Here is a 23,859-nt window from a genome sequence, read left to right as displayed (position 1 = left end):
GATTGAACGAGTGAAGCTGACAACGAAATGCGATGTGTATTGAAAGCTGTAGGTTAAGTTATTAAGGGCGCACGGCGAATGCCTTGGCACTAGGAGCCGAAGAAGGACGGCACTAACACCGATATGCTTCGGGGAGCTGTAAGTGAGCTTTGATCCGGAGATTTCCGAATGGGGGAACCCACTACGTTTAATCGCGTAGTATCTTGACGTGAATACATAGCGTCTTGAAGGCAGACCCAGGGAACTGAAACATCTAAGTACCTGGAGGAAGAGAAAGAAAAATCGATTCCCTGAGTAGCGGCGAGCGAAACGGGAAGAGCCCAAACCAAGAGGCTTGCCTCTTGGGGTTGTAGGACACTCTATACGGAGTTACAAAAGAGCGAGTTAGATGAAGCGACTTGGAAAGGTCCGCCAGAGCAGGTAAAAGCCCTGTAGTCGAAAGTTCGTTCTCTCCTGAGTGGATCCTGAGTACGGCGGAACACGTGAAATTCCGTCGGAATCCGGGAGGACCATCTCCCAAGGCTAAATACTACCTAGTGACCGATAGTGAACCAGTACCGTGAGGGAAAGGTGAAAAGCACCCCGGGAGGGGAGTGAAAGAGATCCTGAAACCGTGTGCCTACAAGTAGTTAGAGCCCGTTAATGGGTGATAGCGTGCCTTTTGTAGAATGAACCGGCGAGTTACGATTACGTGCAAGGTTAAGCTTTAGAAGGCGGAGCCGCAGCGAAAGCGAGTCTGAATAGGGCGAAATAGTACGTGGTCGTAGACCCGAAACCAGGTGATCTACCCATGTCCAGGGTGAAGGTAAGGTAACACTTACTGGAGGCCCGAACCCACGCACGTTGAAAAGTGCGGGGATGAGGTGTGGGTAGCGGAGAAATTCCAATCGAACTTGGAGATAGCTGGTTCTCTCCGAAATAGCTTTAGGGCTAGCCTCGTGATGAGAATACTGGAGGTAGAGCACTGTTTGGACTAGGGGGCCATCCCGGTTTACCGAATTCAGACAAACTCCGAATGCCAGATATTTATACACGGGAGTCAGACTGCGAGTGATAAGATCCGTAGTCAAAAGGGAAACAGCCCAGACCACCAGCTAAGGTCCCAAAGTAATCGTTAAGTGGAAAAGGATGTGGCGTTGCACAGACAACCAGGATGTTGGCTTAGAAGCAGCCATCATTTAAAGAGTGCGTAATAGCTCACTGGTCGAGTGACGCTGCGCCGAAAATGTATCGGGGCTAAACGATTCACCGAAGCTGTGGATTGACATCTACGATGTCAGTGGTAGGAGAGCGTTCTAAGTGCGTTGAAGTCAGACCGGAAGGACTGGTGGAGCGCTTAGAAGTGAGAATGCCGGTATGAGTAGCGAAAGACGGGTGAGAATCCCGTCCACCGTATGACTAAGGTTTCCTGAGGAAGGCTCGTCCGCTCAGGGTTAGTCGGGACCTAAGCCGAGGCCGACAGGCGTAGGCGATGGACAACAGGTTGATATTCCTGTACCACCTCCTCACCGTTTGAGAAATGGGGGGACGCAGTAGGATAGGGTAAGCGCGCTGTTGGTTATGCGCGTCCAAGCAGTAAGGCGTGTGTGTAGGCAAATCCGCACACTGTAACGTTGAGCTGTGATGGCGAGTCCGTATGGACGAAGTTCCTGATTTCACACTGCCAAGAAAAGCCTCTATCGAGGTGAGAGGTGCCCGTACCGCAAACCGACACAGGTAGTCGAGGAGAGAATCCTAAGGTGTGCGAGAGAACTCTCGTTAAGGAACTCGGCAAAATGACCCCGTAACTTCGGGAGAAGGGGTGCTCTTGAGCGTGCAAGCGCATGAGAGCCGCAGTGAATAGGCCCAGGCGACTGTTTAGCAAAAACACAGGTCTCTGCAAAACCGTAAGGTGACGTATAGGGGCTGACGCCTGCCCGGTGCTGGAAGGTTAAGAGGAGTGGTTAGCGCAAGCGAAGCTGCGAATTGAAGCCCCAGTAAACGGCGGCCGTAACTATAACGGTCCTAAGGTAGCGAAATTCCTTGTCGGGTAAGTTCCGACCCGCACGAAAGGCGTAACGATCTGGGCACTGTCTCAACGAGAGACTCGGTGAAATTATAGTACCTGTGAAGATGCAGGTTACCCGCGACAGGACGGAAAGACCCCGTGGAGCTTTACTGTAGCCTGATATTGAATTTTGGTACAACTTGTACAGGATAGGTAGGAGCCAGAGATCTCGGAGCGCCAGCTTCGAAGGAGGCGTCGGTGGGATACTACCCTGGTTGTATTGAAATTCTAACCCATGCCCCTTAGCGGGGCAGGAGACAGTGTCAGGCGGACAGTTTGACTGGGGCGGTCGCCTCCTAAAAGGTAACGGAGGCGCCCAAAGGTTCCCTCAGAATGGTTGGAAATCATTCGTAGAGTGTAAAGGCACAAGGGAGCTTGACTGCGAGACCTACAAGTCGAGCAGGGTCGAAAGACGGGCTTAGTGATCCGGTGGTTCCGCATGGAAGGGCCATCGCTCAACGGATAAAAGCTACCCCGGGGATAACAGGCTTATCTCCCCCAAGAGTCCACATCGACGGGGAGGTTTGGCACCTCGATGTCGGCTCATCGCATCCTGGGGCTGTAGTCGGTCCCAAGGGTTGGGCTGTTCGCCCATTAAAGCGGTACGCGAGCTGGGTTCAGAACGTCGTGAGACAGTTCGGTCCCTATCCGTCGTGGGCGTAGGAAATTTGAGAGGAGCTGTCCTTAGTACGAGAGGACCGGGATGGACACACCGCTGGTGTACCAGTTGTCTTGCCAAAGGCATCGCTGGGTAGCTATGTGTGGACGGGATAAGTGCTGAAAGCATCTAAGCATGAAGCCCCCCTCAAGATGAGATTTCCCATTACGCAAGTAAGTAAGATCCCTCAAAGACGATGAGGTAGATAGGTTCGAGGTGGAAGTGTGGTGACACATGGAGCTGACGAATACTAATCGATCGAGGACTTAACCAAATTGTTTGAAGCATTCAATGCACCGTTTATCCAGTTTTGAATGAACAACCCTTTCAACAAAAGAGAGCTTCAATACCTTGTGTATTTTAAAGCTTAAAATAATGGAACTTCTGCTAAGAACGCAACATCCATGTTGCAACGCAGAAGCCAGCACATCCATGTGCAAGTCTAGTGATGATGGCAAAGAGGTCACACCCGTTCCCATACCGAACACGGAAGTTAAGCTCTTTAGCGCCGATGGTAGTTGGGGGCTTCCCCCTGTGAGAGTAGGACGTCGCTAGGCAAAATAATAGTAGTCGAGGATTTATTCCTCGGCTTTTTTTATTTTCTCTTAACCAATACTGCTTCACTAAACCTTGAAAATATAACAAAGTCATTTAGACCTTCTAATATCTAAAAATGCTCGAACCTGGCTTTCTTCTTTAACCATATCCAACGACTTGATTCATTATAAATTTCCTCCTAGAACTATAGTTTGATTCCTAACTTCTCCATGCAAAGTCAATGCTCCACTTGTTAAAGCCCAAAAAGTAACTATGTTGTAAGAGGGTCCTCCCCTAATAAAACCATATAAAAATGGTTGACAGGATATCAGTTGACCTAATAATACGAATTTGAGCTTGTATTCTGTTTTTTTCCTTAGCTTCAATCGATGCAAATAAATATGTATAGAATGTGAAATATCACCATATAAATATGAATTTTCAGAATATAACTGCTATGCATAAATGGGATATTTTGATAATGTGAAAGTAGATGTAAAAAGTAGTAAATTGCTGAAGGAGGAATATAGAATGATTACTTATTCAGTTTCATGTATTTTTTGTAAAAAGACGTTTGAAGTAATTGAAGGGACCAAAAAATATACCATGTATAAAAGAAATATGAAAGGGAAATTTTCCTGTGATGATTGTGATACAAAAATTGAATTTGAGGCCAGAAAAGGGCTATTAGGAAAACTATAAAAAGCTCTGAAATCAACCTGTCTTTGTTCTTTTTTCTGCATTAAAATAGAAAGTAGAAGAAAGGTAGGGAATTCAATGATTACAGTCATAGGAAGTTTAAATATGGATCTAATTGTACAAATGGATGCTTTTCCTAAGCAGGGGGAGACGATTCTAGGTCAGGCATTTCAAACGGTACCTGGTGGTAAAGGGGCCAATCAAGCAGTTGCGGCAGCCCGTCTTGGTCATGAAGTGGCAATGATCGGCTGTGTGGGTAAAGATAGCTTTGGTGAGGCATTACGGAGTGTTTTACAACAAGAACATATACAAACGGGTGCCATCGTAAGTAGTCCTTCTGCTCTGACAGGGATAGCGAATATTCTTATTTATAATAACGACAATCGCATTGTTGTTGTACCTGGAGCAAACTATGAATTATCTCCATCACATCTTGAGGCTTCCAAGCACTTAATACAAAAAAGTCAAATGGTGATCATCCAGCTTGAAATTCCAAAAGAGACGACAGCTTATGCCATTCGAATGTGTAAAGAGGCAGGTGTTCCCATACTATTAAATCCTGCACCTGCCGCAAATTTTGATGTGCAATGGATGGAGGATATTACCTATTTAACACCAAATGAAACGGAATGTGCAGAAATTTTTAATGAACCGATTGACCACCTTTTAGAAAAGTATCCAAATAAATTAATAATAACGCTCGGTAGTGATGGTGCACGTTATTCTGATGGTACCTATCCAATCCATGTGCCAGGCTATATGACGACTGCTGTGGATACAACAGGTGCTGGGGATACGTTTAATGGTGCGTTAGCTTATGCCTTAGTAGAGGGACAATCGTTGGATGAGGCTGTCTACTTTGCTAATATTGCTGCTTCTTTATCGGTAGAAAAATTTAGTGCACAAGGCGGCATGCCGACACTTGATGCTGTATTTGCACGTATGGCTGGATTTTAAAAGTAGTAGATATTTAGGAGAAAGGTCATTCAATTAGAAAAAGATGTAAGTTTAAAATAATTATTTCAAAATATTTCTATCAAATAAAATAGAAAGCATTGTTTAAACTATTTCTTTTAGTCTGAATAGCTAATAATAAGTAAAGTTAGCAGAGAATTGTTATAAGGATGAATTCCTATTTGCTGTATAAACATATAAGTATTTTGTCCTCTTTTCGACAATCCATGTATTAGAAAAGCCATAGTTTCATTTATAATGGACTTATAGATACATACGAAAAGAGGTTTTGAGGATGACCAACATTGACAACACGCCAATCGAATATACAACCTCAGCGAATAATATTCTGCCACAATTTGTTGATCAACTTCGACAACTATATGGCATTATTGTCCAAAATACATATGTGAAAGATACGGCTAAACATTTAAATCGTATTATTCAAGATGCCAATAATCAGACAATGATTTTAATCGTTGGAAAAGAACGTGTAGGTAAAACAACACTTATTAATGGACTGCTAGGACGTGAAATTCTTTCAGTAGATGATCAACATCCAACAGGCGTAAATACATTTATACGTTACGGCGAGCATGAGGAGATTAAAGCTTATTTTTTAGATGGTGTTGTAGCCATATTCGATCTTAGTAAATTAGAGCTATTAACTACTGGCGATACGTTTGCTTCTCAGATTTTACGTGAGCATTTGGACTATTTAGAAGTATATTTGAAAAATGATTTACTTAAATCGGTGACGATCATTGACTCTGTTTCATTAGAAGCTGGGGGAGGAGAAATGGCTTATTTCTCTGAAGCATTGATGAATAGGGTGGATGAAATTTTCTGGGTTTTACGCTCGGGCTCTATGGCTATTGACGCTGAAATATTATTGCTGGAAGCCTTAAAAAATAAAGGGGTTGAACCTTTATGTGTTATTAATGGTATTGATGCTGATGATCATGCTGCGGCATTTGTCTCCTCGCAACAACAACGAATAGGTCATTTAATTAGTGATTTTGTCGCTGTTTCAGCTAGAAATGCATTGGAAGCCAAGCAAACGGACAGTCATGAGCTTTGGGAAAAAAGCCAGTACGAACATTTAATTACTGAAATACATCGTTTTGCTGAAAATAGTGATAAAAAAACCTATGCCATTTTAATTCGCTTCTTACAATGGCTAGAACGTTTCCGCTTCGAATTAACTGTCATTCCACAACGCGATCCATTTCAATCTGCTGTTGAGAATATTGAAAAATATGCAGGCGATACCCAGTATGAATTTTCTCGCAACCAACGAGACTTGGCGATTGTCAAGGAATATGAGCAAGAATACGAAGAAGTTGCTCAAACATTTAAACATGTTCAAACATTATATCAGCTATTACAAACAATCTCACAACATGATTATTTACAGGATGCTAAGGTAGATAAGTTTACAGAAATTGCTGTTTACTATCAACAAATGTTAAGAGAATATCGTACTATGCACAGTGAGTATTCACGTGAATACGAGCGTTTAGATGCACAGCATAAAAAAATTCATGGGAAAGGGCTCATGAAGGCTATTTTTGGTCAACATACACAAAATGACTTTTTCAAAGAGCGAGTAGAAAAGTTAAATGAGCAACAAGTGATTTGTGTCGCGCAATATGACAAAGTACAACAAGCGGAAGCTGCAATGTTGCAAGCGATTCAAGACATACAGCCTTATTTAATAGAATTAGTAAAAGAGCGCATGAGTCGGATTGAACAAAAAGTGCAAGAATTAAATCAACAAAGAGCAAAAGAAAAGCGCCAATTAAAGAACTATGCTGAAAAACTAAATGAATTTTCATGTTTAATTGAAGCTCAAGGCTATATTAAAGGTACCCTTCAGCCATTTTTAATGAATGAAGAGATACCTTTGAAAGCCAAGGATCTCAAAATGCTTGAAGAAACTGTACAGGCTATTTTAAGTATCGATTTATCGTACAACGGCTTACTTACACGCAGTCAAATGAATAATAAAATGGAAAGTATCGCCATCCCTTTTGATGTAAGAGACAAGCATCATCTAGAAGTGCTTTCTTTAAAGGAAGAGGATGTAAAATCAAACGATATTCCTGAAATTCCAAAGAAATTGGCGATCCAATACGAAGAATAAGCTAGAACAAAACGTTCTAAGAGGGCAGACCTTTTAGAACGTTTTTATGTTTGATGAAACATATCATTCCATTTTTACGTATAAATAGTAAGGAGGGGATTTACTTGATTGAAATTAATGGCCGCTTTACGGATGCAAAAATATTTGCTCAAACAGCGCTCCAAACAGCAATCGACCAAATTCAAGAATTGACAGATCAGGCGTTTATGGCTGGTACGAAAGTACGTATTATGCCAGATTATCATGCGGGCAAAGGCTGTGTCATTGGCACGACTATTCAATTGCAGAATCGTGTTGTTCCAAACCTTGTTGGAATTGATGTAGGATGTGGTGTATTTGTAGCACAATTAGATGTTTCGACTGTCGATTTTGCTAAGCTAGATTCTATCATCCGTACACATGTACCAAGTGGACAGGAGATACATAAGGAAGTATCGCCTGCCCGTCAATTTTTAGAATTTGAAGGTAAACAATTTCGAGCAAGCGGTTTGAAAGATGAGTATACCAATCTGTCATTAGGTACTCTTGGTGGTGGCAATCATTTTATCGAACTTGCCAAGGATGAAGAAGAGCAGCACTATTTACTAATTCATACAGGCTCACGCTATGTAGGAGCAAAAGTAGCTAATTGGCATCAAAAAAGAGCATATGAAAATTTACGTCGACAAGATTTGACGGAAAAAATAGCAGAGCTTAAACGACTAGGGCGAGAAAAAGATATACAACCAATGATCCTCGCCTATAAAGAACAAAATCCTGCTGTGCCGAAAGAGTTAGCCTATTTAGAGGGTGACTATTTCCATGACTATATTCATGATATGAAGATTGCTCAACAATTTGCACGTATGAATCGTTGGACTATTGCCGAAATAATCGCTAAACAGATGGGGTGGCATTTCACGGATACATTTGATACGATTCATAACTATATTGATACTGAAACAATGACACTTCGCAAAGGGGCTGTTCGAGCCAATAAAGGAGAAAAGCTAGTTATTCCGATGAACATGCGCGATGGATCACTTATTTGTATTGGAAAAGGCAATGCAGAATGGAATTATTCAGCGCCACATGGAGCAGGGCGTATGTTCTCACGACGAGCTGCTAAAAAAGCATTGAATATGAACGATTTTAAAGACACGATGCAGGGCATTTGGACAACATCCGTCAATGAGGAAACATTGGATGAGGCACCGATGGCTTATAAGCCAATGTCAGAAATAATATCGGCCATAGGAGAAACTGTAGATATTGTCAAAGTCATTAAACCTGTCTATAATTTTAAAGCGAGTGAGGCAGCAAAACCGTATGAGAGAAAGGGCAAAGTGGATGATTAGCCATTCTATTCTCAATAGGCTATAAATGGTATAATATAGCTTTACATTAATGAAATGGGTGGTTTTTTGGTATCTTCAAAAGATGTGGCAAAGTACGCTGGTGTTTCACAAACAACTGTATCGAGGGTGTTGAATACGCCAGAGCTAGTAAAGCCAAAAACAATTGAAAAAGTAATGAAGGCGATTGAGGAACTAAACTATATACCGAATGATATAGCAAGATCGCTTGTTCAGCAAAAAACAGGCATTATTACACTAATTTCAGGACCATTACATAATCCTTTTTTTGTTGATACAACAACAGCGATCGTTAATTATGTCAATGCTCGAGGCTATAAAGTCAATGTCTATTTTGGGACAGAGGACAATTTAAACTCGATCTATAATGCCGTTTTAGAAACGAAGGCGGATGCCATTATTTTATCTTCTATGCTATATCAGGATGAGCTATTTTTTAAACTAGAAAAACGCGGAATTCCCTTTATTATGTTTAATCGTAAGCATCAAGAAAATAGACATTTTGTAGAAATTGATAATGTGCATGCTGGCTATCTTGCGGCAAATCATCTCTTATCTTTAGGGCATCAATCGCTATGCTGGATAGGTGGTCCACATCAAATGAGCACCTTCTATGGTCGCTATCAAGGATTTGTCCAGGCTTTAAAGCAACATGGAATAGATGACAAAACTGTGCCTACATTTTTTACAAACACCAATAAAAATGAAATTGAACGCGCCTTTGAGGAACTATTAAAGTTGGATAGAAGACCTACAGCTATATGTGCGGCTACAGATGCTATCGCCATTGAAATATTGAATCTATGTTTAGAGAGAGGGTTCAAGGTTCCAAGCGATTTCAATGTCATGGGCATTGACAATGTTGAGCTTAGTAAACACCACTCCATTGCCTTGACGACAGTAGGTTTAACGTCAGAAGAGAACTTAGGTTTTATAGCGATTGAAAAATTATTTGAGGTTATGGAGAAAAAAAGTTCTTGCATTAGACAAACAGAGTCTGTTAAACTTTTTCCAAGAAATACAACGTGTAAAAATGAACTGATGTAATATCAGTTTGTTTTTTACACCATAATGGTTACGTATTCATTTCTTTATTTTCTGAAATGAATACGTAACCATAAAGAAAGGAGTGAATCAAGTTGAAAAAGGGCTTATGGATCAACGGAGAATGGAAGATGACTGCTGAATGGGTGGAGGTCCTAGCCCCTTATTCACAAGAGGTATTGGCACAAATTGCGATGGCCACAGAGCAAGATGTAAAGGAGGCCATTGAAAGTGCACAGGCCGCAGCTCCTCAAATGGCTGCATTAACGGCTTTTCAACGAGCAGAGATATTAGAGCATTTATCCACCCTTTTTGCAGAAAATCGAGAGGAAGCGGCGAGTATTATTGCTATGGAATCAGCAAAGCCGTTAAAGTATGCCTACGCTGAAATTGATCGCACAATTGAAACGTATAAATTTGCCGCTGAAGAAGCGAAGCGTCTAACTGGTGAAATGATTCCTATGGATGCATCGAAAAATGGAGAGGGGCGTTTTGCTTATACAATTCGTGAACCAATAGGTGTCGTGGCAGCGATTACCCCCTTTAACTTTCCCCAAAACCTAGTGGCCCATAAAGTAGGCCCGGCATTAGCAGCAGGCAATACAATCGTTCTAAAACCTGCCACACAAACAGCACTGTCTGCTCATTTTCTAGCTAGGTTATTGGCCCAAACTAATTTACCAGCAGGTGCCTTTAATCTCGTAACAGGTCAAGGAAAATTAGTAGGCGACGTGTTTTTAGCACATCCAAACGTTAAAATGATTACGTTTACAGGAAGCCCAGCAGTAGGGATTTCTCTACGCAATCGAGCAGGTTTGAAGAAAGTAACTTTAGAATTAGGCTCCAATGCAGGCGTAATTATTGATGAAGGGGTACAGCTCGAGCGTATTATGGATCGTATTGTAATGGGGGCATTTTCCAACCAAGGTCAAGTCTGTATTTCTCTACAGCGAATCTATGTTATGGAGAGTATGATTGAGGAATTTTTAACGCTGCTGAACGCCAAAATCGAGCAGCTGACTATTGGTGATCCAATGGATAGCCAGACAGATCTAGCAATGATGATATCACAAGCTGAACAACAGCGAGCGTATCAATGGATTGAAGAAGCGGTTGCTGAAGGAGCACAAGTGATTACTGGAGGCCGCATTGACAATCATATTTTATTGCCTACGGTTCTATATAATGTTCAACCACAGAGTCGTGTGTCTTGTGAAGAAATTTTTGCACCTGTCGTTACTGTCAATACAGTATCGACTATTGAAGAGGCGATAGCGGCTATCAATGACTCTCACTATGGTCTACAGGCGGGTATCTTCACACCTTCTATTCAGACAGCTTTTCAAGCTACGAAAGCATTGCAGGTAGGTGGGGTCCTGATTAATGATGTACCTACCTATCGAGTCGATCATATGCCATATGGTGGTGTAAAGGAAAGTGGCACTGGTCGTGAGGGTATTAAATATGCATTAGAAGAAATGACGGAAATGAAGCTAGTAATATGGAATAACCAATAATCACGAATGGAGATGGGAAAATGAAAATGATTAAACAACACCCAAAATTGTATGTGATGGACAATGGTACGATGCGAATGGATAAAAACTATATGATTGCGATGCATAATCCTGCAACGATCGACCATCCAAATCAGCCAAATGAATTTGTGGAATTCCCAGTTTATACTGTTCTAATTGATCATCCAGAAGGCAAAATTTTATTTGATACTGCGTGTAATCCAAACTCGATGGGACCAGAAGGACGTTGGGGTGAATTTACGCAAAAAGCATTTCCTATCAATATGCCAGAAGAATGCTATTTACATCACCGATTAGAAGAATTAAATGTTCGCCCAGAGGATATCAAATATGTCGTAGCTTCTCATTTGCATCTCGACCATGCAGGTTGCTTAGAACTGTTTACAAATGCGACGATTATAGTGCAGGAGGACGAGTTTAATGGCACATTACAAACATATGCCAGAAATGTAAAAGACGGTGCCTATGTATGGGGTGACATTGATATGTGGATTAAAAATAATCTACAATGGCGTCTCATTAAACGTGGCGAGGATCATGTGAAACTAGCAGAAGGTATACAAGTATTGAATTTTGGTAGTGGTCATGCTTGGGGCATGCTAGGGTTGCATATTCAAATGCCTGACACAGGTGGCATCATTTTAGCTTCAGATGCCATATACACAGCTGAAAGCTTTGGTCCTCCTGTCAAGCCACCAGGCATTATCTATGATTCTGTAGGCTATAATGCAACGGTTGAACGGATTCGAAGATTAGCACATGAAACAAATTCACAAGTATGGTTTGGACATGACCCTGTTCAATTCAAATCGTTTAGAAAATCGACGGAAGGCTATTACGAGTAGATAGGAGTAGAGAAGCCATGCATAAATTAACCTTTACACCTGCTAGTTATACTGGCTGGGGCTGTTTGAGTCAGCTTCTGCTAGAGGTAAAGAAATTTAACGCTTACAATATTTTAATCGTGACAGATCCATTATTAAAAGAAATAGGTTTAACAGATTATGTTGAAAAGCCTTTAATTGAAGAAGGCTACAAGACAACCATTTATACCGATATTGCACCAGAGCCTCCGCTCGCAATTGGAGAAAAACTGGTTGATTTTACGAGAAAGCATCCATTTGATTTAGTGATTGGTGTAGGTGGGGGCAGCGCACTAGATTTAGCAAAGCTTGCCGCTGTATTAGCAACACATGATGGAAAAGTGGCAGATTATTTAAATTTAACTGGAACAAAAACAGTAGACAATAAAGGATTACCTAAAATCTTAATTCCAACTACTTCTGGGACAGGCTCGGAGGTAACTAATATCTCTGTGCTGTCACTCGACACAACCAAGGATGTCGTGACACACGATTATTTACTAGCAGATGTAGCGATTGTAGATCCTGCCTTAACGATTTCCTTACCAGCGAAGGTGACGGCTGCGACTGGTGTAGATGCGTTAACTCATGCGATAGAAGCCTACGTATCAGTAAATGCGAATGCAGTAACAGACGCACTTGCACTACAAGCTATCCGATTAATTAGTCAGTCAATACGAACAGCTGTCCATAATGGGCAAGACAAGCAAGCGCGTACCGATATGAGTTATGGCAGTTATTTAGCAGGCTTAGCCTTTTTCAATGCCGGTGTAGCCGGTGTTCACGCTTTAGCCTATCCGCTTGGAGGTCAATTCCATATTGCTCATGGTGACTCCAATGCAGTGCTGTTACCATATGTTATGGGCTATATCCGACAAAGTTGTGAGAAACGTATGAAAGATATCGTCGATGCGATGGGGGTATCTTCTATCTACTTATCACAGCAAGAGGCTTCCTATAAATGTGTAGAAGCATTACAACAACTAATTAAAGATGTTCAAATTCCTTCCACTTTACAAGGATTCGGTATACCTGCTTCAGCACTCGAACAGTTAACAGAGGATGCAACCAAACAAACACGTATTTTAGCACGCAGTCCTATGCCATTAGAGCGAGATGATATTTATCAAATTTACCTAGCTGCCTTTGATGGCGAAGTCCGTGAACCATAGAGAACATGAGAAACGTTGATTTTTCAGCGTTTCTCTTTTTTATGCTTTATGATATAAATACTTGGAAAAACCTGAACGAAATAGCACGCTCAACAGTCTAATCATTAGAGGGGAGTGAGGAAGTTGGATGAACAAGCATTAGTAAAGCGTGCCATCGCTGGTGATGAACAGGCATTTCTTTGCCTTATTCAAAACCATGAACAGACATTGTATCGTATTGCCTTTGCCTATTTAAGAAATGAACATGATGCTGTAGAAGCCGTTCAGGAAACAACCTATCGAAGCTTAAAAAAAATACATACTTTAAAAGAGGTAGCTTATTTTGGTACATGGCTTGTCCGAATTTTACTCAATATTTGCTATGATATGCGAGAAAAAAGATTACGTGTAGATTTACAGGAGAATGTAGAAATGGGTGATCATTCACAGGATCATCAACGCTTTGAAATGACAGAAATTATTGCAAAATTACCAAAAGCACAGCAGGAGCTCATTTTTCTTAAATATTTTCATGACTTACAAAACAAGGAGATTGCTGCACTACATAATATCCCCGAGGGTACGGTTAAATCTAGATTGCATACAGCACTAAGCAAGCTAAAACACTACTTTATGGAAAAGGGGGAGCATTAAATGAGGGACAGGTTTGATTATGATAAATTCGCCCAGGAATTAACACAAATAAAAGTACCACAAGAGCAATTGGTCAACGCACGCTTGAAAAGTATGAATCGCTACCATTCTGAAAAACGAATACGTCAACGAATTTGGCAAAGCCTTGCTATTGTAACGATATTGATAGTAGTGCTAGTAACATCTATTCGTGTATCTCCTGCACTTGCAAATAGTTTGGCAAAAATACCTATTTTTGCACCAATTGTCCATATGATCAACGATGATAAAGGTGTCCAAGATATTGTAAATAATCAATATTACGAGGAGCTTGGCGTGTCACAAAGTAAAAATGAATTAACGTTTACACTTCAAGGTGTTATTGCGGATGAAACAGGGATGATCCTCCCTTATACATTAACCGCCCCATTCGATATTCAACAGCTCGACATCAAGAACATACATCTCAAACTGAATGGTGAAATAATACCCGTAGGTCTGGGATATGGCTGGTATCATGGAGAAGAAACGACGGTCATTGAGGAAAATTTTCAAGTAACATTTAACGAGCCGATTAATTATCAAGGTGCACAATTTGAATTAGTAATACAAGTTAATGATCAACAGCAAACAACTTTTTCCATCCCATTTTCAGTGAAAAAACCAATCGCTAAAGCTAAGGTATATGTAGTAAATAAAGAACTGAGCTTTGAAGGCCAGCATATAACGGTAAAATCTGTTTCTATATCGCCACTTCGAACAGGTATTACAATGGCTCTTGATCCCCATAATACGATGCGGATTTTAGGCTTTGAGGATATTCGTATGTTGGACGAAAGGGGAGAGGCTTGGACAACGATTCAAAATGGTCTGACAGCAACAGGGACTTTACTAGATGGGGAAGCGACATTCTATCTGCAAAGTAATTATTTTAGGGAACCTAAGCAGTTATCATTAGCCATTGGGAAAGTAGTAGCCCTACCAGTAGGTCAGGATTATATAGAGGTAGATTTTAATAAAAATAAGGTGTTAGCAAAGCCACCACTAGCAGGGCTAGCTATACAAGTGAATGATCAGATGGTAACCTTACATGCACCAAAGCACTCTCAAGATAAATTAAGTGCATTTCTAGGAAGAGCAGTCGATGCTCAAGGCACTGAACTTTATAGTAATGGCTCTAGTCATTCTGGTCCGAAAGAGAATCAAATTGTCCAGAATGAAAGCTATGATTTAAAGGGTATTGTGAACCCAGTACGGATTTACTTTAATTATTATGAAAATTACCTAGAGGGAACAGAAATAATAGATCTTCCATTGAATTAACAAAAAAAATCTGCCGTGGATGGCAGATTTTTTTAAAATCACATGTTACGCTTCCGCATCTGGTGTAAAAGTACGGGTAGCCAATTCAGCATCAAGCATAAAGATGGCGTTTGAGTCATTTTCGATACGTTCGAATTTACGAATTAATGTATCAAATGTAGATTCTTCTTCCACCTGCTCGTCAATGAACCATTTTAAAAAGGCCATTGTTGCATGCTCGCGTTCATCTAAAGCGATATCTGATAGATTATAAATACGACGTGTCACTTCTTTTTCATGAGAAAGGGCCGTTTTAAAGGCATCTAAAATCGATTCAAAATGATTGTCTGGGCTATCAAAGCCATGAATCGTTGCGCGGTAACCCATATCACTTAAGAAATTATAAAATTTCATGGCATGGAAACGTTCTTCTTCTGCTTGTACTAAAAAGAAGTTAGCGAAGCCATCATAATCTTGATCAGTGCAATAGGCTGCCATTGCCATGTAGGCATGTGCAGAGTAAAATTCAAAATTCATTTGTTCGTTAAGAGCTGTGTGTAGTTTTTCAGATAACATAAAGGTTTTCCTCCTTTTGCAGTAAATGACTTCTTTACTAGTATACAGTGTAGGAAGAGGAACATACAAAAAATTTATTTTTCGTGGAAATTTATGCAAAAATTAATTGATATTCGTTCTCAATTAGAAAATTTATTCCAAATGACTATTCAGGGAAAAATGAAAAAATCGCTTCGACATAAGTCTTAGCGATTTTTTCAACTTTATTGTTCTTGTTGTTTTTGATTTTTGACACCGACTAAGTAACCACCAAGTGCGATAGCGACTAAGACAATCCAGAAAGTAGCTTTCCATACAGTCGAATGTGGGAATTCGTGTGGAATAACGCCCAGTTTTTCATGTGCTAATGTTAAAACAGCTAATTTTACACCAACCCAGCCTACAATTAGGAATGCTGCAGTTTCAAGTGAAGGGAATTTATCAAGAATTTTAACAAACCATCGAGCGGCAAAACGCATCATAATGACACCAATAATACCACCTAAGAACATGACAGCAAACTGACCAGCATTAATGCCACCGATATCAAAATCACCGATATGTGGTAATGTTACGGCGATGGCCACGGCTGCTAAAATTGAATCGACTGCGAACGCGATATCAGCAAGCTCGACCTTGACAACCGTCATCCAGAAGCCAGATTTCTTTTTAGGCTCCTGCACTTCTTCGGGGTTTTGCGAAGCCTTCCGTGAATCATAAATATGCTTAATCGACATAAACAATAGATAGGCAGCACCGATCGCTTGAATTTGCCAAAAATTTACGAGTGTCGTGATAAGGAATAGTGCGGCAAAACGGAAGATAAATGCCCCAACCAAACCGTATAATAAAGCTTTTTGTTGCTGTCCTTTTGGTAAATGCTTAACCATAACAGCCATCACCACTGCATTGTCAGCTGCTAATAAACCTTCTAGTACGATTAATACGATGAGTACCCATGCGTATTCTAAAAATATTGCCTCCAAATGTATTTCCTCCTTTAAATTTTGAACAGAAATGAATGGCGTGCTTCTAACTTATTCTTTCCTAATTTTAAGCAAAAGAAAAAGACCCCTGCCTAAAAAATAGGCAAAGGTCTTGCTAAGCAATTAACTGTTCGTTGCACAGAATGTATTCTGTGTGACAAGAAATGCCATCACACCCGATGGTAGATACCATGTAATGACGAATGTGAAATCAGATGCATCGATCGCATCTGCTAGCTACTCCCCTTTGACAATAAAGTCAAAAGCTATTCAGTTCTTACATAAATAATAGCATGCGGAAAAATGAAAGTAAATAAAAATATACTGCTATGGAGAAAAAATACTTTTCCGTTATGTTTGCACAAATGGTACTATTAAAAGATAGGCGAAAATTTTACAACTTAGAAAGGAGACAAACATGTATAGAAAATTTTTTTCCTACTATAAACCACATAAACGTTTGTTTGTCATCGATTTTTCGAGTGCTATCATTGTAGCCATTTTAGAGCTAGCTTTTCCACTTGCCGTTCAGTGGTTTATCGATGAACTGTTACCAACAGGCGATTGGAACATGATTGTGAAAGTAAGTATTTTATTGCTGCTTGTTTATGCAATTAGTACTTTACTTAACTTTATTGTCAACTATTTAGGACATAAACTCGGCATTAATATTGAGACTGATATGCGACAGGAATTATTTACACATGTCCAAAGACAATCATTCCGTTTCTTCGATAATACCAAAACAGGGCATATAATGAGCCGCATTACGAATGATTTATTTGATATTGGTGAGTTTGCCCATCATGGACCAGAGGATTTATTTATTGCCATTATGACCTTTGTTGGGGCCTTTGCTATTATGTTCAATGTGAATCCGACACTCGCTTTAATTGCAGCGATTATGGTGCCATTTTTAACATGGCTTGTGACTTTTAGTAATATTAAAATGAATAATGCTTGGAAGACGATGTACGGTAAAATTGCTGATGTCAACGGGCGTGTAGAGGATAGTGTATCTGGAGTGCGCGTTGTGAAATCCTTTACAAACGAAGATTTTGAAATTAGCCGATTTAAAGAGCAAAATGGATTCTTCCGCTCGGCAAAATTGTATGCTTATAAAATTATGGCCGGAACACACTCCAGCATATATATGATGACTCGCCTTTTAACATTAGTGGTGCTAGTTGTCGGTGCTTGGCTAAGCTTTAATGGCAAGCTATCTTATGGGGAGCTCGTGAGCTTTGTCTTATATACAAATGTACTTATCAAACCAATTGATAAAATTAGTGCATTATTAGAGCTTTATCCAAAAGGGATGGCTGGCTTTAAGCGATTCCGTGAATTAATTGAGCAGGATCCTGAGATTCAAGATCGTGAGGATGCGAAGGTCATCAAACATTTAGATGGTGATATTGCGTTCAACAAAGTGCACTTTAATTACGACTCATCCAAACAAGTTTTAAAGGATATATCATTTGATGTAAAAGCTGGACAAACCATTGCCTTTGTAGGACCATCAGGAGCCGGTAAAACGACGATTTGTTCGTTAATTCCTAGATTTTATGAGGTCTCTAAAGGTGCGATTACGATTGACGGTATCGATATACGCAATATGACACAGGCTTCATTACGTGCACAAATTGGTATCGTACAGCAGGATGTCTTTTTATTTACAGGGACCATTCGTGAAAACATTGCCTATGGAAAACTAGATGCTAGTGAAGCAGAAATTCGAGAGGCAGCGAAAAAGGCTCATTTAGAGGCATTTATCGCAGAACTGCCAGAGGGCTATAATACCCAAATTGGGGAACGAGGCTTAAAATTATCAGGTGGCCAAAAACAACGTCTAGCTATTGCTCGTATGTTCTTGAAGAACCCACCAATCTTAATTTTAGACGAAGCAACCTCTGCATTAGATACGGAAACAGAGATGATTATCCAGCAGTCTTTAACCGAGCTTGCTGAAAATCGAACAACGTTAGTTATTGCCCACCGATTGGCAACCATTCGCAATGCAGATCGAGTATTAGTTGTCACACCGAACGGCATTGAAGAAGACGGTACTTATGATGAGCTAGTTGCACAAGATGGAATCTTTGCTAAGCTCCATCATATTCAATTCCGGAAAGGACAAACAGAACAAAGCATGCACAAGGATTTTGTTGAACTAACGTAAGTTAAGGAAAAGGGAGAATGATATTGATCATCTCCCTTTTTTTGTCTATTCTTCTACATCATCTAACTGTTTGTAATAACTCTCTACAATAGGATGAATATCTGGGGTTGAATCGTAATAGATATCATCAATTTCATTTAATGTAAAGGAAAATTCTTTTTTGCCATCTAAAAGTTTAATGCCATATCGCCATCCAGAACGCTCTTCTTGATTGGTTTGTGGCGTAAATTCTACATCTTTAATTAGATTTAAAAAATCATTGGTTTGTTCTTGCTTTGTAATTGTTTTGTAATAGCCAGTTGAACCATCTTGAATAATTACTTTATCCACCTGTTCAATTTGAGCATCTTGATAAAATTTTTCTAGTGTTTGTGTCTTTCCATGAGAACAAGCAGAAAGTAGAAATAAAATTCCGACTATTACCCCAAACACTTGTTTTTTCATTCAACCACCCCCAAGTTTAATTCTACCACCTAGATAAAAGCACAAGATGATATTGGATAGATTTTATGATAAATTTTGAATAAGGAATAATTTTTAAACGACAGTGACTAAATCTTTCATAAAAGGTTGAGGTGAAGCAATGGATAACGAGAAAATCATTGGTCAAACGAAAAGTGTAGGCTTTCAAATAGGTGTTAGAAGGACTTTTCCTTTTTCACAGGAGCAAGCTTGGGCATTAATCATTGCTAAGGAAGGTTTACATTCATGGGTAGGGGATGGTGCTACTCTTCATTTGGAGCCTGGGCAGAAGTATCACTCTAAAATCGGGGCAGGGGAAATTAGAATTGTTAAACCGTTAGAGCAGCTTCGACTTACTTGGCAAAAGGAAGGTTGGTCAAGACCATCCACCGTTCAAATTCGTATTCTACCAAAAGAAAGTAATAAAACTACGATTAGTTTTCACCAAGAACATCTTTCTGATCAGACAGTGCGAGAAGAAATGAAGCAATATTGGGAAAGTGTACTGGACAGTATTAAAGCAAGGGCACATACTATTTGAGAAAAAAGCATCCCTACTTTTTGATCTGACCCAAAAAAGTTAGACATATTTAGTTAAGCTACTTCTAAGACCTGAGTTCGGTACTCCACCGGGCTTAGGTCTTTTAATTTTGCCTTCATTCGTTTGTGATTGTAATAGTGAATATAGTCATGAAGTTCCTGTTCGAAATGTGCCATGGATTCAAATTCTTGTAGATACAGGAGTTCAGATTTTAATAAGCCAAAGAAATTTTCTATGACTGCGTTATCTAAACAATTGCCCTTACGGGACATACTTTGCGTAATCCCATGTTGTTTTAAGGTTCGTTGATACTTTTTCATTTGATAGTGCCAACCTTGATCCGAATGAAGAACGACTTGATCACCTGATTGAATGCGCTCCAATGCTTGTTCTAGCATATCATGGACGAGGTTATACACTGGACGATTCATTACCGTGTATGCAATAATTTCGCCATTACATAAATCAAGGACTGGTGATAAATAGCGTTTCTCACCAAATAGATGGAACTCTGTCACGTCTGTTACCCATTTCTCGTTCATTTTTTTCGCTGTAAAATCACGTTGTAATATGTTTGGGGCAATTTTTCCGACTTTTCCTTTATACGAACGATATTTCCTCATGCGGACTTCACATTTTATGCCAATGGCATTCATCAAACCGTTAATCGTTTTGGGATCATGAACAATGCCGTATTTTTTAAGTTCTTTAGCAATCCGACGATAGCCATAACGTCCCTTATGTTCATGATAAATGGACTGAATTGCGACTTTCACATCAGCGTATTTATCAGTACGATTCAAACGCTTTTCCCAGTAATAATACGTACTACGTGGAATATCAGCGACTTTGATTAATTCCACCACTTCATAGATTTCCTTTAGTTCGTAAATTACTTGCGCTTTGATTTGGTTGGTAATTTTTCTTTCATTTGAACTAAAGTATTCAACTTTTTTAAGTAGGCATTCTCCATTTCTAATTGTTTAATACGTGCTGTTAACGCCTCAACAGACCCTTCAGCTGGTATTGATTTCGTTGTTCTTTTTGTGTCTTTTTTCATGGATGGACGCCCCTTTTTCTTGGAAACAAGAGCATCATAACCACCAACTTCAAACTTTAATTTCCAACCCCGAATTAAGCCAGAAGATGAAATATTAAAGAGAGCAGCTGTATCAACTGAAGATGTACCTGTCTCGTTCATATAATTTAGTACATTCATTTTATAGTCAGCTGAATAGTTTGTATAGGACTTTAAGAAAGTCTCTACACCATTTTTTTGATATCGGCGAACCCATTCACTTACAACCCTTTTTGTCACTCCGATGTCTTCTGCGATTTCAATCATAGATTCATCTCCATTTAAGTATCGCTGGACTGCTTGAATACGTTGTTCAGCCTTTACTTTTGCCATAAAAAAACCCCCGTAAAAGTTAGATTGGTGTCTAACTTTTACGGGGCAGTTCATTTTTAAAGGGATGCTTTTTGCTTAACTTTTTGATTCTTTGTTTTCATGGCCTTTAGGTGAGCGTGTATAATCCTGAGGAGCCAGTGCTTTATTGCGCTCAGTATAGCCTTTGGGTGATAAGCGGAAGACGGATTTTTTAATGGTAGCCCAATTTAAATCTGTCGCAAGATTCATGTAGGAATAGCCATAAATTCGAATATTACATACATAGAGGAGTGTAAAATATAAAGAAACGAAGAAGCCGAACAATCCGAAAAAGGCACTTGCAAGGATAAAGGCAACACGTAAGATGCTGACAGAGGTAACAAGCGATTGATTAACCAATGTAAAAGAAGCGATCGTCGAAATCGCGATGACAACAATCATTTCAGGGCTCGTTACACCTGCACGAATGGCTGCATCCCCAATGATTAATCCACCTACAACACTAATTGTACCTCCGATTACGGAAGGTAGACGCAAGCCCGCTTCTCGAAACAATTCAAACATTAAAAGCATAAGCAGCATTTCAAGGGAAGAGGGGAGAGGTAACCCCGATTTTGCTTGTACAACTGTCGCGAGTAGTTGTAATGGTAATTGATTTTGATGATAGGTCGTTAAGGAAAGCCAAAATGCAGGCAGTAGTAAACCGATTAAAATCCCAAATATTCTTAATAAGCGTTCAAGTGAACTAAAGATTATAGGGTATTCATTATCCTCGGCTGATTTAAGTAGTAAAAACAAATTAACAGGCGTGATAACAGCGTAGGCGACGCCATCTACAAAAATAACAAATCGTCCTCTTGCTAATGCTTGAACTGCATAATCGGCTCTTCCTGTATAATCAAACTTCGGAAAAAGCTTAGAATTTTTATTTACCCGTTCCATCAATAAATCGCCACTAAAAACAATATCCGTATCAACGGCTGCAAGCTGCTTTTTAATGCCATGTAAAATGTCCATATCTACAATGTCATCAAAATATAGAATGGCTACCGTTGTCTTTGAACGTTTTCCTAGCTCCATTTTTTCTACGCAAAAGGAATTGGTCGGTAATCGTTTTCGGATAAGTGCGATATTGACGCGTATATCTTCGATAAAATTATCCCTTGGCCCTTTTACAAGAACCTCCATGCGTGTTTCTTCAGGTTTACGATTAGGCTTTTTTGCGATATTGCTAGCATAGACAAGATTGTCTTTGTGAAAATAAAGCAATAAAAACCCACTATATACAAATGTAAGGAGCTGTTCCTTGTCTTCTATTTTTTGCAAACTTGGAATATGAAGATGTCTTTCAATATTCTCTTCGAATGGAACATCATCCAAATGATCATAAAGATACTGAATACGTTGAATGATCACCTCATTAAGCATTTGTTGATCAATCATGGCATCACAAGTTATAAAGTGTACTTTCTCCTGATTAAAGGTAAATTCCTGATATTGAATATCCGCTGATTTTTGAAACAATTTCTTAATTGTACGCAGATCTAGCGCTTGCTCTTGCTGAGGCATTATGCTTCACCACTTTTCATGTCTTGTTTATCAGTTTTCCCCTTTTTAGAAGATTTATCCGACAAGAAAGCTACGATAACGAAAAATATGGACAGCGCAAAGAAAAAAATAAATGTAAAGGTTAAAATATAATTTCCTTTCACCTTTAAAAATAAGCTTTCATTTAACATAATTAATGGTAAACAAAGGATGAAGAAGGGAGGTGCCAGCATTTGCCATATACGCTTTTTATCTCCTGTCATTTTCAATAAATCAGCTACGATGTACAAAAGGAAACTTACACGTATAAAAGTTCCGGTTAACCATTGGTAAATAGAGAAGAAGTCAAGATGTTCAATATAGCGCCCAATCGTCACTAAACCCCATTCTTCATAGGCAGGATAGCGTTGTTTAGCGGCTTCACTTGGACCAAACTCCGTTATGGCACCAATTAATGGACCTAAAGTTAAACCAACTAGGATCGCTAGCATAATAGCAAAGTGATACCAGCGAATTTGCTCTTTATACTGATGCTGTAAAAATAACAATATTAACAGCTCAATAAACCCTGATGCTGGGAATATCATACCTCGAAACACGGGCTGTAATCCATGTTCAAAGAAGGGTCGTAATAATTCATAATCTTTTACTTGTATATTGGTAAAGGCAACAAAAAAGCCAAGAACGACAACCCCAAATAATACAAAGACATTTAAGATGACGATCGTCTGTAGACTAGTGGTCACCAGTAGTATACAAAGAAAAATATAGATAACTAATAATATGATAACAGGCGTTTGAGGTAAAAATGTCGTATTGACCCATTGTAAGGTTTCAACCATTGTAAAAGCCGTCATAATCATTAAAAAAATAATAATCGCATAAATAATAATGGTAGAGCCGATTTTTCCGATTTTTTCGTTTAACCAGTCTCGGATGGATTCTTGTTTAGTTTTCTTGTGAATATACACAACAAGAAATAGCCAAAAGAACATGATACCTCCAGCAAACAATACGGATAGCCAGCCATCTCTTTTGGCCATATCTAAAAGAGGAGGAAGAATGGTTACATGGTTTTTCAAGCCAATAACTGTCATTGATAGGAAGATGACATGTAAAATACTGATTGATCCTACACCTTTCATGATGAAAACCCTCTAACATTGATTGATACATATTAGCTTAGACAAAAAAAGTCAGCTTTATAAGCAAAAAATGGTATGTCTACATGAAAAAACGAGGTATTTGATGAGTCAATCGTCAAATACCTC

Annotated in this window: 18 protein-coding genes and 2 rRNA genes; 14 read left to right on the top strand and 6 right to left on the bottom strand. The window is 39.5% G+C overall.

The genetic code is table 11. The features are described from left to right. The first annotated feature begins 51 nt into the window (after window positions 1–51). The 12 genes from OU989_RS13220 to OU989_RS13165 all read left to right on the top strand — a co-directional run bounded on the left by OU989_RS13220 (window position 52) and on the right by OU989_RS13165 (window position 14,948). A 23S ribosomal RNA gene (locus tag OU989_RS13220) occupies window positions 52–2,979 on the top strand. Window positions 2,980–3,146: 167 nt separating this feature from the next. Continuing rightward, a 5S ribosomal RNA gene (rrf, locus tag OU989_RS13215) occupies window positions 3,147–3,262 on the top strand. Between the two features lie 511 nt (window positions 3,263–3,773). Then, window positions 3,774–3,944 (top strand): hypothetical protein, encoded by a 171-nt coding sequence (locus tag OU989_RS13210; RefSeq protein WP_274793503.1) that lies wholly within the window; start codon window positions 3,774–3,776, stop codon window positions 3,942–3,944. Window positions 3,945–4,019: 75 nt separating this feature from the next. Continuing rightward, entirely contained in the window at window positions 4,020–4,898 is an 879-nt protein-coding gene (rbsK, locus tag OU989_RS13205; protein ID WP_274793502.1) for a ribokinase, read from the top strand. Window positions 4,899–5,190: 292 nt separating this feature from the next. Further along, window positions 5,191–7,041 carry a dynamin family protein gene (locus OU989_RS13200; protein WP_274793501.1) on the top strand — a complete coding sequence of 617 codons (1,851 nt, stop codon included), beginning with the start codon at window positions 5,191–5,193 and terminating at the stop codon, window positions 7,039–7,041. 104 nt (window positions 7,042–7,145) lie between these two features. Further along, window positions 7,146–8,378 carry an RtcB family protein gene (locus OU989_RS13195; protein WP_274793500.1) on the top strand — a complete coding sequence of 411 codons (1,233 nt, stop codon included), beginning with the start codon at window positions 7,146–7,148 and terminating at the stop codon, window positions 8,376–8,378. Between the two features lie 66 nt (window positions 8,379–8,444). Next, on the top strand, window positions 8,445–9,443 hold the full coding sequence (locus OU989_RS13190; protein WP_274793499.1) for a LacI family DNA-binding transcriptional regulator: 999 nt from the start codon (window positions 8,445–8,447) through the stop codon (window positions 9,441–9,443). Between the two features lie 92 nt (window positions 9,444–9,535). Continuing rightward, complete coding sequence (locus OU989_RS13185; protein WP_274793498.1) at window positions 9,536–10,957, top strand: aldehyde dehydrogenase family protein; 1,422 nt, start codon at window positions 9,536–9,538, stop codon at window positions 10,955–10,957. A 20-nt stretch (window positions 10,958–10,977) separates the two neighbouring features. Next, window positions 10,978–11,823, top strand: coding sequence for an AhlS family quorum-quenching N-acyl homoserine lactonase (gene ahlS, locus OU989_RS13180; RefSeq protein ID WP_274793497.1), 846 nt, complete (start codon window positions 10,978–10,980; stop codon window positions 11,821–11,823). Between the two features lie 17 nt (window positions 11,824–11,840). Next, window positions 11,841–13,013, top strand: a complete 1,173-nt coding sequence (locus OU989_RS13175) for an iron-containing alcohol dehydrogenase (RefSeq protein ID WP_274793496.1) — start codon at window positions 11,841–11,843, stop codon at window positions 13,011–13,013. A gap of 123 nt (window positions 13,014–13,136) precedes the next feature. Further along, window positions 13,137–13,646: a sigma-70 family RNA polymerase sigma factor gene (locus OU989_RS13170; RefSeq protein ID WP_274793495.1), complete on the top strand. Its 510-nt coding sequence runs from the start codon at window positions 13,137–13,139 to the stop codon at window positions 13,644–13,646. Then, window positions 13,647–14,948, top strand: a complete 1,302-nt coding sequence (locus OU989_RS13165) for a DUF4179 domain-containing protein (RefSeq protein ID WP_274793494.1) — start codon at window positions 13,647–13,649, stop codon at window positions 14,946–14,948. A gap of 45 nt (window positions 14,949–14,993) precedes the next feature. On the opposite strand, the gene OU989_RS13160 is transcribed toward OU989_RS13165, so the two are convergent. Continuing rightward, window positions 14,994–15,503, bottom strand: a complete 510-nt coding sequence (locus OU989_RS13160; RefSeq protein ID WP_274793493.1) for a ferritin — start codon at window positions 15,501–15,503, stop codon at window positions 14,994–14,996. Window positions 15,504–15,706: 203 nt separating this feature from the next. After that, window positions 15,707–16,468 (bottom strand): TerC family protein, encoded by a 762-nt coding sequence (locus tag OU989_RS13155; RefSeq protein WP_274793492.1) that lies wholly within the window; start codon window positions 16,466–16,468, stop codon window positions 15,707–15,709. Window positions 16,469–16,886: 418 nt separating this feature from the next. On the opposite strand from OU989_RS13155, the gene OU989_RS13150 reads away from it, so the two are divergent. After that, window positions 16,887–18,647: an ABC transporter ATP-binding protein gene (locus OU989_RS13150; RefSeq protein ID WP_274793491.1), complete on the top strand. Its 1,761-nt coding sequence runs from the start codon at window positions 16,887–16,889 to the stop codon at window positions 18,645–18,647. A gap of 45 nt (window positions 18,648–18,692) precedes the next feature. Here the strand turns inward: OU989_RS13150 and OU989_RS13145 are convergent, their stop codons facing one another. Next, window positions 18,693–19,091, bottom strand: coding sequence for a hypothetical protein (locus OU989_RS13145; RefSeq protein ID WP_274793490.1), 399 nt, complete (start codon window positions 19,089–19,091; stop codon window positions 18,693–18,695). Between the two features lie 139 nt (window positions 19,092–19,230). On the opposite strand from OU989_RS13145, the gene OU989_RS13140 reads away from it, so the two are divergent. Beyond that, on the top strand, window positions 19,231–19,650 hold the full coding sequence (locus OU989_RS13140; protein ID WP_274793489.1) for an SRPBCC family protein: 420 nt from the start codon (window positions 19,231–19,233) through the stop codon (window positions 19,648–19,650). 53 nt (window positions 19,651–19,703) lie between these two features. On the opposite strand, the gene OU989_RS13135 is transcribed toward OU989_RS13140, so the two are convergent. From OU989_RS13135 to OU989_RS13125, 3 genes are all read right to left on the bottom strand, one after another. Then, a protein-coding gene (locus OU989_RS13135) for an IS3 family transposase (protein ID WP_274793488.1) occupies window positions 19,704–21,061 on the bottom strand; the annotation gives its coding sequence in 2 pieces (ribosomal slippage) (window positions 19,704–20,608 and window positions 20,608–21,061; 1,359 coding nt in all). A 75-nt stretch (window positions 21,062–21,136) separates the two neighbouring features. Next, window positions 21,137–22,609 (bottom strand): spore germination protein, encoded by a 1,473-nt coding sequence (locus OU989_RS13130; protein WP_274793487.1) that lies wholly within the window; start codon window positions 22,607–22,609, stop codon window positions 21,137–21,139. Next, a complete protein-coding gene (locus tag OU989_RS13125) occupies window positions 22,609–23,733 on the bottom strand; it encodes an endospore germination permease (protein WP_274793486.1) in 1,125 nt (374 codons plus the stop codon). The genes OU989_RS13130 and OU989_RS13125 overlap by 1 nt, the downstream gene beginning before the upstream one ends. Window positions 23,734–23,859: the final 126 nt, after the last annotated feature.

The sequence above is a fragment of the Lysinibacillus irui genome (assembly GCF_028877475.1).
Lineage (GTDB): Bacteria > Bacillota > Bacilli > Bacillales_A > Planococcaceae > Lysinibacillus > Lysinibacillus irui.
This window is presented reverse-complemented; position numbering and strand designations above follow the sequence as displayed.

Bases quoted from the DNA above. Each gene is read 5' to 3' on its own strand.
- OU989_RS13210 (WP_274793503.1), top strand. From the start codon at position 3,774: ATGATTACTTATTCAGTTTCATGTATTTTTTGTAAAAAGACGTTTGAA.
- rbsK (WP_274793502.1), top strand. From the start codon at position 4,020: ATGATTACAGTCATAGGAAGTTTAAATATGGATCTAATTGTACAAATG.
- OU989_RS13200 (WP_274793501.1), top strand. From the start codon at position 5,191: ATGACCAACATTGACAACACGCCAATCGAATATACAACCTCAGCGAAT.
- ahlS (WP_274793497.1), top strand. From the start codon at position 10,978: ATGAAAATGATTAAACAACACCCAAAATTGTATGTGATGGACAATGGT.
- OU989_RS13175 (WP_274793496.1), top strand. From the start codon at position 11,841: ATGCATAAATTAACCTTTACACCTGCTAGTTATACTGGCTGGGGCTGT.
- OU989_RS13165 (WP_274793494.1), top strand. From the start codon at position 13,647: ATGAGGGACAGGTTTGATTATGATAAATTCGCCCAGGAATTAACACAA.
- OU989_RS13160 (WP_274793493.1), bottom strand. From the start codon at position 15,503: ATGTTATCTGAAAAACTACACACAGCTCTTAACGAACAAATGAATTTT.
- OU989_RS13150 (WP_274793491.1), top strand. From the start codon at position 16,887: ATGTATAGAAAATTTTTTTCCTACTATAAACCACATAAACGTTTGTTT.
- OU989_RS13145 (WP_274793490.1), bottom strand. From the start codon at position 19,091: ATGAAAAAACAAGTGTTTGGGGTAATAGTCGGAATTTTATTTCTACTT.
- OU989_RS13140 (WP_274793489.1), top strand. From the start codon at position 19,231: ATGGATAACGAGAAAATCATTGGTCAAACGAAAAGTGTAGGCTTTCAA.
- OU989_RS13130 (WP_274793487.1), bottom strand. From the start codon at position 22,609: ATGCCTCAGCAAGAGCAAGCGCTAGATCTGCGTACAATTAAGAAATTG.
- OU989_RS13125 (WP_274793486.1), bottom strand. From the start codon at position 23,733: ATGAAAGGTGTAGGATCAATCAGTATTTTACATGTCATCTTCCTATCA.